The organism is Streptococcus entericus DSM 14446, from assembly GCF_000380025.1.
Taxonomy (GTDB): Bacteria; Bacillota; Bacilli; order Lactobacillales; family Streptococcaceae; genus Streptococcus; species Streptococcus entericus.
On the sequence record NZ_KB904165.1, the window covers coordinates 20,794 to 33,153 of the forward strand.

Sequence of the window (12,360 nt, forward strand, 5' to 3'; positions counted from 1 at the left end):
CAGAACGAAAAAATTTTAAGGAGACATCTTGCAATGGATAACAAACAAATTGCAAAAGAAGTGATCGAGGCTCTGGGTGGTCGCGAGAACATCAAGAGCGTTGCCCACTGTGCAACTCGTCTGCGTGTCATGGTCGTTGATGAAGCGAAAATTGACAAAGAAAAAGCAGAAAACATCGACAAGGTTAAAGGCGCGTTCTTTAACTCAGGTCAGTACCAGCTGATTTTCGGTACAGGTACTGTTAACAAAATTTACGATGAAGCCGTTGCCCTTGGCTTGCCAACCGCAACAACTGGTGAGCAAAAAGCGGAAGCTGCTACGCAAGGCAACTGGTTCCAACGTGCTATCCGTACCTTTGGTGACGTTTTTGTCCCAATCATTCCAGCTATCGTAGCGACTGGTTTGTTCATGGGTCTGCGTGGACTCTTGGCTGCCTTGAACATGCCACTTGAGGGCGATCTCTTGGTTTATTCACAAATCTTGACAGATACAGCCTTCATTATTTTGCCAGCTCTCGTTGTTTGGTCAACTTTCCGTGTATTTGGTGGCAACCAAACCATCGGTCTCGTTCTTGGTTCAATGTTGATTGCTGGTCAACTCCCTAACGCTTGGGCGGTTGCTTCAGGCGGTGATGTGGAAGCTATGAAATTCTTTGGCTTCATCCCAGTTGTTGGTTTGCAAGGTTCTGTTTTGCCTGCCTTCGTGATTGGTGTGGTTGGTGCTAAGTTTGAAAAAGCTGTCCGCAAGGTTGTCCCAGAAGTTCTTGACCTCTTGGTAACGCCATTCATCACCCTTCTTGTGATGTCTATCCTGGGCTTGTTTGTTATCGGTCCAGTCTTCCACGTGGTAGAAGAATACATCTTGGCTGCGACTAAGGCTCTGCTTGCTTTGCCATTTGGTCTTGGCGGTCTGATTATCGGTGGTACGCAACAAATCATCGTGGTCTCAGGTGTACACCACATCTTCAACTTGCTTGAAATCCAACTCTTGGCTGACTCTGGCCTCAACCCATTCAACGCTATCATCACAGCAGCTATGACGGCTCAAGGTGCGGCAACTGTTGCGGTTGGTGTGAAAACAAAAGACGCGAAACTGAAAGCTCTTGCTTTCCCAGCAGCTCTTGCAGCCTTCTTGGGTATTACTGAGCCTGCTATCTTCGGTGTTAACTTGCGTTACCGTAAACCATTCTTCTTGTCACTCGGTGCAGGTGCGCTAGGTGGTATGTTGGCTTCTATCCTTGGTTTGGCTGGTACAGGTTCAGGTGTCACCATCATCCCTGGTACTACCCTCTACCTCGGTAATGGTCAGTTGTTCCAATACCTCCTCATGGTAGCTGTTTCATTTGCACTTGGATTTGCCTTCACTTACTTCTTTGGTTTTGAAGACGAGGCTGCTGTAAAAAAGCCTAGTCCTTCAGTTGCACCAGTACAAGCACCCGCAGCTGAAGTGACCTCTAAAGATGAGGTGCTTGTTAGCCCACTTGCTGGTCAAGCGGTAGCTCTTGCAACCGTTAATGACCCAGTCTTTTCTAGCGGTGCTATGGGGCAAGGAATTGCCATCAAACCTAGTGCTAATACCGTTTACGCTCCAGTTGATGGAACGGTTTCTGTGGTCTTTGAAACTGGGCATGCCTACGGTATCCAGTCTGACAAGGGTGCTGATATCCTGATTCACATCGGTATTGATACCGTGTCAATGGCTGGTGATGGCTTTGAGCCTAAGGTGAAAGCAGGTCAAGCCGTTAAGGCTGGTGATGTCATCGCTACCTTTGATTCTGCTAAAATTGCAGCGGCAGGTCTTGATGACACAACCATGATTATCATCACAAACACAGATGCCTATGCACAAGTGACCCCACTTGCAGACGGTACAGTGACTGTTGGTCAAGACTTGATTGCCTTGAGCAACTAATATTCCCAAGGCTAGGCATTGTCCTAGCCTTGCTTGTTAGACTAGAGACTGTTTTAGAACAAGTAAACAGCACCGTCAACGCCCTGATAGTCAGATCAGAGATCGCACCAATACTTGTCCTAAAGTGAGCGCCTCTGTTCTGACAAGAACATATTATTCAGAGATAGAAAGGAAGACGATGACAACAAAACTTTACGGTAGTCTGGAAGCTGGTGGCACCAAGTTTATCTGTGCTGTCGGCAACAGCGATTTTGACGTGGTGGCTAAAACCCAGTTCCCAACGACCACTCCTGATGAGACCATTGCCCAAGTGATTGCCTTTTTTGAACAATTTGAGGCACTAGAAGCTATTGCGGTGGGGTCTTTTGGTCCTATTGATATTGACGAAACCTCACCGACCTACGGTTACGTGACAACGACCCCGAAACCGCATTGGTCTAATGCCGATATGATTGGTCCTATGAAAAAGGCTCTTAATGTGCCGATTTACTTTACGACGGATGTTAACTCGTCTGCTTATGGTGAAGTTATTTCCCGCGATGGCGTCGAAAACTTGGTCTACTACACGATCGGCACAGGCATTGGAGCAGGGGCTTACATGAATGGACAGTTCATCGGTGGCATCGGGCATACCGAGATGGGACACACCTATATGGCCATCCATCCAGAGGAAGGCGAATTTGAAGGGATTTGCCCATTTCACAAAAACTGCCTTGAAGGGCTGGCAGCCGGTCCATCTCTTGAGGCCAGAACCGGTATTCGTGGGGAACACATCCCACTAGATAGTGATGTTTGGGATAAACAAGCCTATTACATCGCCCAAGCTGCCATTCAGGCAACCATGATGTTCCGCCCAGAGATTATCGTCTTCGGTGGTGGCGTCATGGCTCAAGACCACATGCTCAAACGAGTGCGGGATTACTTTAGCCAGCTCCTCAACAGCTACCTGCCAGTACCTGCAATCGAGGATTATATCGTGACCCCGATTGTGCCAGAAAACGGCTCTGCAACCATCGGAAACTTCGCCTTGGCGATGAACATTGCTCCCGAAGCAGAGGGTGCCATCTAAGATCCAAAAACAGATTCGATTTATGGTCGGTCTGTTTTTCTTTTGGAAGATCACAGAGCGACCTAATGAGTAGACAAGTCTAATTTACAGTAACATCTGGTACCAGGTCGTCGCTCTGCTATTGCCCAAAAGGGTCAGACTTTCCAAATGCCTCAAAATATGCTACAATCAAGAAAATCATTCAAGGAGTTGTTATGCCACAACCATTATTTTTTAAGTCAGTCTTGCAGGAAAAAATCTGGGGCGGTCATCGCTTACGCGATGTCTTTGGCTATAAGCTGCCAAATGATAAGATTGGCGAATATTGGGCAATTTCTGCTCATCCCAATGGTGTCTCAGTTGTCTCAAACGGAGCCTTAGCTGGACAAGCGCTGGACACCCTTTATGCCGAGCGTCCCGATCTTTTTGGTTACCCAAAAAGTCCTGTCTTTCCCCTCTTAACTAAAATTTTAGATGCCAATGACTGGTTAAGTGTTCAGGTTCATCCTGACGATACCTATGGTCTGGCACATGAAGGTGAGCTTGGCAAAACAGAGTGCTGGTATGTGATCGCAGCAGACGAAGGTGCAGAGATTATCTACGGACATGAAGCGACCAGCCGTGAGGAGTTAGCTGAACGTATCGAGGCAGGCGATTGGGATAAGCTGCTGACACATGTCCCTGTCAAAGCTGGAGATTTTTTTGATGTGCCAGCAGGAACTATCCATGCGATTGGGAAAGGGATTATGATTCTAGAGACCCAGCAGTCAAGCGATACCACCTATCGGGTCTACGATTTTGACCGCCGCGACGAAGCAGGCAACTTACGCGAGCTTCACTTGTCCAAGTCGATTGACGTGGCAACGATTGGAAAGCCCCTCAACACGACACCAGCTCGCTTGGAGCTTGAGCACCTCACGACAACACTCTTTGTCAGCAACAGCTTTTTTACCGTTTACAAGTGGGACATTACAGGTGAGGTCAAGATGGCTCAAACAGCGCCTTACCTCCTTATCAGTGTTTTAGAAGGTGATGGTCAGTTAAAAATTGAGGACACCATTTATCAACTGACAAAAGGAGACCATTTCATTTTGCCAAATGATGTGACGGCTTGGGCATTTGACGGAGATATGACACTGATCGCCAGCCATGTCAATGAGAAAGAGGACTAAAAATGCTTCGAAAATTAGTTGTGATTCACCTATGCTTTCTGGCTTTGGCAGCAAGTATGCTCTACATTAACTTTACAGGTCCCAACCTGACGTGGAACATGGGCTTGTCGCTTATCGCTCTGAACTGTTCGGCAGTAGCTGCCAGCACAACCAAGTGGTATATTCGCCTGCCCTTTCTGCTCGCTTGGTTCTTTTTCTTTCCAAATACCTTTTATATGCTGACGGATATTGTTCACATGCACTTTACCTCAACCGTGCTTTGGGAGCGCTCTAGCATGATTCTCTTTATGCTCTATGTGCCTAGTATCTTGCTGGGAGTCTTCTCAGGGGTACTAAGTGTACGCTATGCCTTTGAGAGCTTAAAAATTCGGCAACCTTATCTGAGGTGGGTTTTGATTGTCATTTTGTCTAGTGTGTCCAGCTTTGCCATTCATATCGGACGTTACGCTAGGCTCAATTCTTGGGATATTTTGACCCGTCCAAAGCTGGTCATCGATGAAATGCTAGCAGTTGTCAGCCGTGAAGCTCTGCCATTTATCATCGGATTTACCTTTATCCAAATTATGGTACTAATTTTCATGGAAGACGACAGGTAAAAAACGAACGATACACAAAAAATAATAAAAAAACCTTGAAAAAGGTTTTTTCTTGCGTTATAATAAAAACTCCTTTTAGGAAAATATACGATTTTAAGGAGTTCTGTTGAACATGGATAAGTTTTTCAAGCTCAAAGAGCATGGAACGAATACAACAACTGAAATCATGGCAGGGATTACAACATTTTTTGCCATGTCTTATATTTTGTTCGTCAACCCTAGTGTCTTGAGTGCCGCTGGTATGCCATCTCAAGCGGTCTTTTTGGCAACAATTATTGCCTCTGCGGTATCTACCTTGATTATGGGACTCTTTGCCAATGTACCCTACGCTTTGGCTCCAGGGATGGGTCTAAACGCCTTTTTCACCTATACGGTCGTCTTTGGGCTTGGTTTTACCTGGCAAGAAGCCTTGGCAATGGTCTTTATCTGTGGCTTGTTTAATGTTTTTATCACAGTAACCAAGGTTCGTAAGAGTATCATTAAGTCAATTCCGCTAGGTCTTCAACATGCCATCGGCGGTGGTATCGGTGTCTTTATCGCCTATCTTGGGTTCAAAAACGCTAACCTGATTACTTTCTTGACCTCAGGGAGCGATATTATCACGGTTAACGGTGTTGCACCTGCTGAAGCAACTGCCGCAACCTTTGAAAATGGTGTCTATTCAGTTCTAGCTGGTGGAGGGGCTGTTCCTTCTATTACGACTTTCACTGAACCCAGTGTTTTGTTGGCAGTCTTTGGCTTGATGCTAACAGCTGTCCTTGTTGTCAAAAATGTCCGCGGAGCGATTTTAATCGGTATCGTGGCAACTACCCTCTTGGGTATTCCTTTTGGTGTCGTTGATTTGTCAGCCATCAATCTAGCGGAAAATAGTCTTGCAGATGCTTTTGCTGAACTTGGCACAACAACCTTTGCAGCCTTTGACGGCATGGGCTCACTCTTCAGTGACCCAGCTAAGCTCCCAACGGTTCTCATGACGATTTTTGCCTTTAGTCTGTCAGACACCTTTGACACCTTGGGAACCTTTATCGGAACTGGTCGCAAGACAGGTATCTTCTCTGAAGAGGATGAACGTGCCCTTGAAACCAGTTCAGGGTTCAACTCTAAGATGGATAAAGCCCTCTTTGCAGATGCCATCGGAACCTCTATCGGTGCGATTTTCGGCACATCAAACACAACAACTTATGTCGAGTCTGCTGCAGGTATTGCGGCTGGTGGTCGAACAGGCTTGACAGCAGTGACGACAGCTGCTTTGTTTGTCCTATCAACTTTACTGGCTCCTGTTGCAGGTCTTGTCCCAGCTGCAGCAACCGCACCTGCCTTAATCATCGTTGGGGTAATGATGGTGTCCTCCTTCCTTGATGTCGAGTGGAATAACTTTGAGGAAGCTCTTCCAGCCTTCTTTGCAGCTGTCTTCATGGCCATGAGTTTCAGCATTTCTTATGGGATTGCAGCAGCCTTTATCCTTCACTGCCTAGTCAAGATTGTCACCGGCAAAGCCAAAGATGTTCACCCAATCCTGTGGGGTGCAACTGCCCTCTTTATCCTGAACTTTATCATCTTGACCAAGTTGTAAACGACTCTTCCACACAGTTAACTAAAGATGCGAAAAAGCCCAAATTGGGCTTTTTTCATCTCTTAAACCTAATATCTGAGAAATAAAATGCCAGATTTCTTTTACACTCAGTTTATAAAAGGCTCTCTTTACTCACGCCTATATTTGTCAGTATTTTCTCATTCAGAACCGACTGTACCAATCCTAGTCCAACTCCAGAAATTAAGTCTTTAATTAAGAGTTCACATTAACCAACATCACTTATCCTTTATCGAGATACTACTATAAAATCTTCGAGAAACTGGTGAACTGACGCCTTAAACTAATCTGTAAAGCCGTTTTCCATCTCCGTTTGTGTACAACTGAATAAGCCATTACAAAACAATAAACGCATTAAGACAAAACTAAAAGGACTTAGTCCTGTGCAATACAGAACCAAATCCTTTCAATAATATTTCTTGTCCAACTTTCGGGGTGCAGTTCACGTTTGTCCCAACCTCATTTTGTAGTTCTATAATCTTCCAAACAAGATTGGAGCTTTGAGCTATTCAACACTGAACAAGTACGGATAAACAGGTTGGTCTCCCTGATGGATCTCAACTTCTATATCCTCATACTTTTCTTCCAGATAAGTTGCCAAATCTTCTGCCACCTCTTGGTCGCCTTCTTCACCGATGTAGATCATTGCAATTTCGCTATCCTCATCAATCATCTTATCAAAGGTCGCACGCAGTGCTTCTTCCATGTCTGGTGTGGATACAAGAATCTTACCATCAACCATACCCAGAATATCATTTTCATGAATATCCAAGCCGTCAATTGTTGTGTCGCGTACTGCCAGAGTGACGCTACCGCTGGTTACGGTTGATAAGCTATCCGTCATTGCAGCCTGATTTGTTTCCAAGCTAGCTTCTGGGTTAAAGGCCAACAGACTGGTGAACCCTTGTGAAACAGTTCGGGTTTCAACAACAACTGCTGGGATGTCAACAACATCTGCCGCTGATTGGGCAGCCATGAAGATATTTTTGTTGTTTGGTAGGATAATCACCTGTTTTGCGTTGACTGCTTCTATAGCTTTGACAATATCCTCTGTCGATGGGTTCATGGTTTGACCACCTGAGATAATATAGTCTACACCTTGTGAAGTAAAAATATCTGCCAAGCCCTGACCTGCAACTACTGCGATAATACCATAGTCTTTCTTCGGTGCAGTTGGAGCGGTTGTCTTTTGTAATTCAGCAGAATGTTGCTCACGCATGTTGTCAACTTTAACTTTAACCAACATACCGTATTTGAGACCTTCTTGCATAACGAGACCTGGGTCTTCTGTGTGCACATGAACTTTGACAATTTCATCATCATTGATAACAAGAAGCGAATCACCCAGTGTGCTCAAGTAGCCCTGAAACTCCTCGTAGTTAAACTCTTTAACGTAAGTCGGTCCTTGTCCCAGAGCAACCATAATCTCTGTACAGTAACCAAAGGTGATGTCCTCAGTTGCAACGTGACCAGCTACAGATTTATGATGCTCGGCATTGATCATGCTTCCCATATTAGCTGGGGTCGGTTTGAAGTCCTCTGAGGCGACATAGTCACCTGTAAGAGCGGCTAGGAAACCTTCATAGATGTAAACGAGACCTTGACCGCCTGAGTCAACGACGCCAACTTCTTTGAGCACTGGCAAGAGGTCTGGTGTTTTAGCCAGAGCACGCTTAGCACCTTCAACGGTTGCACGCATCACTTCGACAGCATCATCTGTTTGCTCTGCTTTCTTTAGAGCCGCTGTAGCAGCACCTCTTGAAACCGTTAAAATCGTTCCCTCAACAGGCTTCATCACAGCCTTATAAGCAACCTCAACACCATTCTGAAAGGCGTGTGCCAAATCCTTACCATCAAGCTCGGTCTTATCTTTGATTGATTGTGCAAAGCCACGGAAAAGCTGGGAGGTAATCACCCCAGAGTTTCCACGTGCGCCCATGAGGAGGCCTTTGGATAAAATTTGTCCAACTTGTCCAACCGTTGAGGCTGGTTTGTCTGCAACTTCTTTAGCACCATTATCCATGGTCATTCCCATGTTTGTCCCTGTGTCACCATCTGGAACTGGAAAGACGTTTAAGGAGTTGACATACTCCACCTGGTTACCCAAGCGAGTACTAGCTGCTTGCACCATATCTTGCAATACACTTGTTGTAATCTTAGTCACTTAGTTATCTCCTGCTACCTTAATGTTTTGAACATAGATGTTAACAGCGTTGACCTTAATGCCCAGCTGATTTTCCAACGCAAATTGCACCCGTTCCTGAATGTTTTTTGCTACCTCGCTGATTTTAACGCCATAGCTAAGAACGGTATAGACATCTACACTTATGCCTTCTTCAATGGATTTTACCACAACACCTTTGGCATAATTTTCACGGCGCAAAAGTGCTTGTACATTATCCTTCAGAGCAGCACGACTGGCCATGCCAACCACCCCAAAAATCTCTGTGGTTGCTCCGCCAACAACCGTCGCAATCACATCATCTGACAGTTCAATTTGACCGTCTTTGGTATTGATTTTTACAGTCATCACCATTACCTTTTTCTATCATATTTTGCTATAAGCAAGTCGCATACTCATCTAAACGAAGTGACTCAACATTTTTTAGAAGAAATCACATCATTTTTAACAAGTAGCCAGCGAAACATCCAGCACTGCTAAATGTTCCTATCATCTCATTATAGCACAAGATGACTAAAATCACCAACCATAACTTTTTGATAGGCTAAGGTATCATTCGAATCTGATAGTATCCTTGTTTTAAATCCCTTATAACGTCCGTTTATTTAGCGAAAACGTGTCGTCTTTTTATACTCACGCCCAAGGCGATAATGTTGGGTTTCCGTCAATAGAATAGATTCGTTTATCTTCTGGCACTTAATGCCAATAAAAAATCAACCATAAAGCCCTCACTAGGATAATACACCTAATGAGGGCTGGGCTTAGTTTTCGTATCTGCTGAGTGATGGCAACCCCAGCCTGGATGTTTGTTCTAGCATCTCTATGGTTTCTTATTTTGACGTTGGCGTTTTTGATGTTTCCTCATGGCTAGCTGTTCTTGCCTAAAATCACTATTGCCGATAAAACGTAACGTTGTCATCAAAGGGGTGCGGTTTTGCCCTAAGATTCGTAAGTTCTCAACCAGCAACTCAACCCCTAATAAGACACCAAACATAAGTAAAATCCCACCGAATCGGCTGGAAACATTCAACAAGAGGGAGGCTATTGAAAACAGGAGAGTCAGTCCATAGACAACTAAGACTGCTCCACGATGGGTAAAGCCAAGCGCTAGCAAACGGTGATGTAGATGCATGCGGTCTGGCTCATAGAATTTTTTGCCCGACAACTGACGGCGAATAATCGCCAGCCCTGTATCAATAATCGGCACACCTAAAATCAAAACCGGTGACACGACAGCAACTGCTGTTGCATTCTTCAACCCCTGCAAGGACAGCACAGCAATCATGAAGCCGATAAACAGGGCACCTGTATCACCCAGATAAATGATGGCCGGGTGATAGTTGTAAGGAAAGAAACCAATAATGGCTGCAATCAGAATAAAGATGGTTAGGGTAAGGTACAAATCACTCTCAAAGAGGAAAAAGTTTGAGACCAAACCGAGCGTCGTTAAGGTAATCATTGACACCCCAGACACTAAGCCATCTAAACCATCTAAAAAGTTGATTGCATTTGTAATGCCAACAATCCAAAAAATGGTTAAAATGAAGGTCAGCCACGGCTCAAATTGCAATAGAGGACCACCAAAAGGAATTTTGAAGCTGTCAAAGCGAAAATCAGTTAAGTGATAAACCAGAATCGCAGCCACAACAATTCCTAACATTTTGTAAATCGCCTTGATTTCATAAATATCATCTATAAAACCTGTTATACCGATAACAAGACCGCCCAAGACAACAGGAAAAATGTAGTCAACATAGGAGGCAAAGCCCTCTTTGATGGGCAAAACCAAGGGCATCAAGAGTAGCGTTGACACCACAAAGGCAAAAATAATGGCTAATCCACCACTGCTTGGCATGGGTTTTTTATTGATACGTCTGGCATTAGGCTGATCAACTGCACCTACACGCAGGGCTAGGAAACGGACGAGCGGCGTAGCGATTAAGGATAGGAGCAAGGTAGCGATAAGAACGAGGACATATTCTAGAGAAAATGACACCATATAATTCTTAACCCCTTATACTTGCTAACTCTGCGAGGACGTCGCCTTCCCTAAGCAATATTGCGTGCTCCCTCAAGTAAGCTCTAGTCTCAGCGGCTTCAGTCGCATGTTCTAACAATCTCGCATAAATCTGGTGCGGATAAGCTTCTGGCTGGTTTTTGACGTAAATCAAGACCGTCAAGCGATACGTACCTTGAAATTTATATAATTCAGCCGCTTCAACAGGATAGTCAACCATTTTCGCAAATGCGATAACATCTGACAGCTGTTCAAATGACAAGACATAGTGCGTAAAATCTGAAATAATTTCCGGCTCGTCAGCCTCTTCCATGTCTTGTTCCTCAGCCTGAGCTAAGCGCTGCAGGGCTTCCGAGTCTCCATTTTCGGAAACTTTTTGCTCGATTTTCTTGAAAATTTCTTCAGGTGTCAGATGAGCTAAATCTTCAAAATTAGACAAATCGGCCATCGAGAAATCTGTCGCAACTTCAGACATGGTGACAAAAATATCCACCTTATCCGGCTTTGGTGTCACCCGAAAACTGATCATGCCACTTTGCTTAAAGGTATCAGGCAAATCAACTTCTTCTAGCATGGCATAGAAAAATTCTTCCGTTCTTTCTTGCGGCATGATAAAATCAGTTAGTTCCAAGCCCCTATCTTCTAAATCTTTTATACTAATCGTAATTTTAAACGTTGTTTCACTGATTTGCTTTGCTTTCATTTTTCACCTCGCAATCACATCGTCCCTATAGTGTACCATATTTTAAGCTAAAAGTCATTTTTAGGATGACAATGCTAAGTACGCATGCAATCCTGACCTCTTTTCGCTTTCTTTTTATTACCAAGATGGAGCTGAGCGGTCTGTTCGACAGTTAGCGTCGCCCATGCTGGTCACTAACAAGTCCATATTACCAAGCCTGATCTCTTTTATAACTGTTCATCAGCGACTTAGCAATTAACTCTGAGATGAGACATCTTGCTGTTGTCTCATTCGCATGCAATCATATCCCCTCTCGTCCAGTATTCAAGATATCACCACCATTTTTATGATTGTCAATTTTAGGGTATTTTTCAAAGAAAAACCATTTAATGCTTAAAACTGCTGGCAGAACTAGAGCTAAAACTACCAGGCTAACCTCGTTATCATCACTCGCATAAGCTGTCACTACATCGGATAAAAATAGCTAGTTACCTGAAGTTCACTTTATATTTTTTGACTTAAATTCTTCCATCAAAAAACCACCGAACTCGAGTTTCCGGTGGTTTCATCTGTCTTATGCTACCGCTAGAACTTTGCGGCCTTTGCGACGACGAGCTGCTAAGACACGACGTCCATTTTTAGTAGACATACGGTTACGGAAACCGTGTTTACGTGCACGACGGATTTTACTTGGTTGAAAAGTACGTTTCACGATGAATACCTCCTCTAGAATTTTCGTATTCGTTTAGCCGGCTATTGTGATATCAGTTACTAAACATACCTAAATAGTCTACCGTAAAAATCTATTCTTGTCAAGAGAAGTTCTCTATTTTTCACGCCATAAGCCTGAAAAATTTCTTGGGCTATTTTCTACCATTTGTCAAGTCTATCAAGGTTTTAGAGAAAAAATAATTTTCATACAGTCATCAAAATAGGGAAGTGACCTTACTTTACACTAAAGATTTACATAAAAAGTGTATACAAAACCAACACCTTATTTTGTGATTTTTGAAATAAGGTGTTACAATAATATGGCATAAACAATTTTACTGATTTTGGGTTAAAGTGTAATCGTAAAGTTTGTTATGCATAATGAGGTAATACATTGTCCGAATGAGACGATGTATGGAGGCAATCGTGTGTGGCTTGGTTGAAGTCGTT

The 12,360-nt window shown here is 44.0% G+C and carries 10 protein-coding genes and 1 pseudogene; 6 read left to right on the forward strand and 5 right to left on the reverse strand.

Going from position 1 to position 12,360, the window contains the following annotated elements; all coding sequences use genetic code 11:
• Window positions 1-33 precede the first annotated feature (33 nt).
• The 6 genes and pseudogenes from A3GW_RS0104805 to A3GW_RS12200 form a co-directional block, all read left to right on the forward strand.
• The gene (locus A3GW_RS0104805; protein ID WP_018368168.1) at window positions 34-1,911 is read left to right on the forward strand and encodes a PTS sucrose transporter subunit IIABC; all 1,878 of its coding nucleotides are present in this window, start codon (window positions 34-36) and stop codon (window positions 1,909-1,911) included.
• 178 nt (window positions 1,912-2,089) lie between these two features.
• Window positions 2,090-2,980, forward strand: a complete 891-nt coding sequence (gene scrK, locus A3GW_RS0104810; protein WP_018368169.1) for a fructokinase ScrK — start codon at window positions 2,090-2,092, stop codon at window positions 2,978-2,980.
• 194 nt (window positions 2,981-3,174) lie between these two features.
• Window positions 3,175-4,131 carry a mannose-6-phosphate isomerase, class I gene (gene manA / locus A3GW_RS0104815; protein WP_018368170.1) on the forward strand — a complete coding sequence of 319 codons (957 nt, stop codon included), beginning with the start codon at window positions 3,175-3,177 and terminating at the stop codon, window positions 4,129-4,131.
• A gap of 2 nt (window positions 4,132-4,133) precedes the next feature.
• Window positions 4,134-4,727 (forward strand): DUF1361 domain-containing protein, encoded by a 594-nt coding sequence (locus tag A3GW_RS0104820; protein ID WP_018368171.1) that lies wholly within the window; start codon window positions 4,134-4,136, stop codon window positions 4,725-4,727.
• 112 nt (window positions 4,728-4,839) lie between these two features.
• Window positions 4,840-6,300 carry an NCS2 family permease gene (locus tag A3GW_RS0104825; protein ID WP_018368172.1) on the forward strand — a complete coding sequence of 487 codons (1,461 nt, stop codon included), beginning with the start codon at window positions 4,840-4,842 and terminating at the stop codon, window positions 6,298-6,300.
• Window positions 6,301-6,659: 359 nt separating this feature from the next.
• Window positions 6,660-6,731: pseudogene (locus A3GW_RS12200) on the forward strand (IS3 family transposase); the annotation flags it as partial.
• A gap of 92 nt (window positions 6,732-6,823) precedes the next feature.
• On the opposite strand, the gene A3GW_RS0104830 reads toward A3GW_RS12200, so the two are convergent.
• The 5 genes from A3GW_RS0104830 to rpmH form a co-directional block, all read right to left on the reverse strand.
• The gene (locus A3GW_RS0104830; RefSeq protein ID WP_018368173.1) at window positions 6,824-8,482 is read right to left on the reverse strand and encodes a DAK2 domain-containing protein; all 1,659 of its coding nucleotides are present in this window, start codon (window positions 8,480-8,482) and stop codon (window positions 6,824-6,826) included.
• The gene (locus A3GW_RS0104835) at window positions 8,483-8,848 is read right to left on the reverse strand and encodes an Asp23/Gls24 family envelope stress response protein (protein WP_018368174.1); all 366 of its coding nucleotides are present in this window, start codon (window positions 8,846-8,848) and stop codon (window positions 8,483-8,485) included.
• A gap of 472 nt (window positions 8,849-9,320) precedes the next feature.
• A complete protein-coding gene (locus A3GW_RS0104840; RefSeq protein WP_018368175.1) occupies window positions 9,321-10,499 on the reverse strand; it encodes a glycosyltransferase family 4 protein in 1,179 nt (392 codons plus the stop codon).
• A gap of 7 nt (window positions 10,500-10,506) precedes the next feature.
• Window positions 10,507-11,220 (reverse strand): adaptor protein MecA, encoded by a 714-nt coding sequence (locus A3GW_RS0104845; protein ID WP_018368176.1) that lies wholly within the window; start codon window positions 11,218-11,220, stop codon window positions 10,507-10,509.
• Window positions 11,221-11,773: 553 nt separating this feature from the next.
• Entirely contained in the window at window positions 11,774-11,911 is a 138-nt protein-coding gene (rpmH, locus tag A3GW_RS0104855) for a 50S ribosomal protein L34 (protein ID WP_018368178.1), read from the reverse strand.
• Window positions 11,912-12,360: the final 449 nt, after the last annotated feature.

Bases quoted from the DNA above. Each gene is read 5' to 3' on its own strand.
- A3GW_RS0104805 (WP_018368168.1), top strand. From the start codon at position 34: ATGGATAACAAACAAATTGCAAAAGAAGTGATCGAGGCTCTGGGTGGT.
- A3GW_RS0104845 (WP_018368176.1), bottom strand. From the start codon at position 11,220: ATGAAAGCAAAGCAAATCAGTGAAACAACGTTTAAAATTACGATTAGT.
- A3GW_RS0104840 (WP_018368175.1), bottom strand. From the start codon at position 10,499: ATGGTGTCATTTTCTCTAGAATATGTCCTCGTTCTTATCGCTACCTTG.
- A3GW_RS0104820 (WP_018368171.1), top strand. From the start codon at position 4,134: ATGCTTCGAAAATTAGTTGTGATTCACCTATGCTTTCTGGCTTTGGCA.
- manA (WP_018368170.1), top strand. From the start codon at position 3,175: ATGCCACAACCATTATTTTTTAAGTCAGTCTTGCAGGAAAAAATCTGG.
- scrK (WP_018368169.1), top strand. From the start codon at position 2,090: ATGACAACAAAACTTTACGGTAGTCTGGAAGCTGGTGGCACCAAGTTT.
- A3GW_RS0104835 (WP_018368174.1), bottom strand. From the start codon at position 8,848: ATGACTGTAAAAATCAATACCAAAGACGGTCAAATTGAACTGTCAGAT.
- A3GW_RS0104825 (WP_018368172.1), top strand. From the start codon at position 4,840: ATGGATAAGTTTTTCAAGCTCAAAGAGCATGGAACGAATACAACAACT.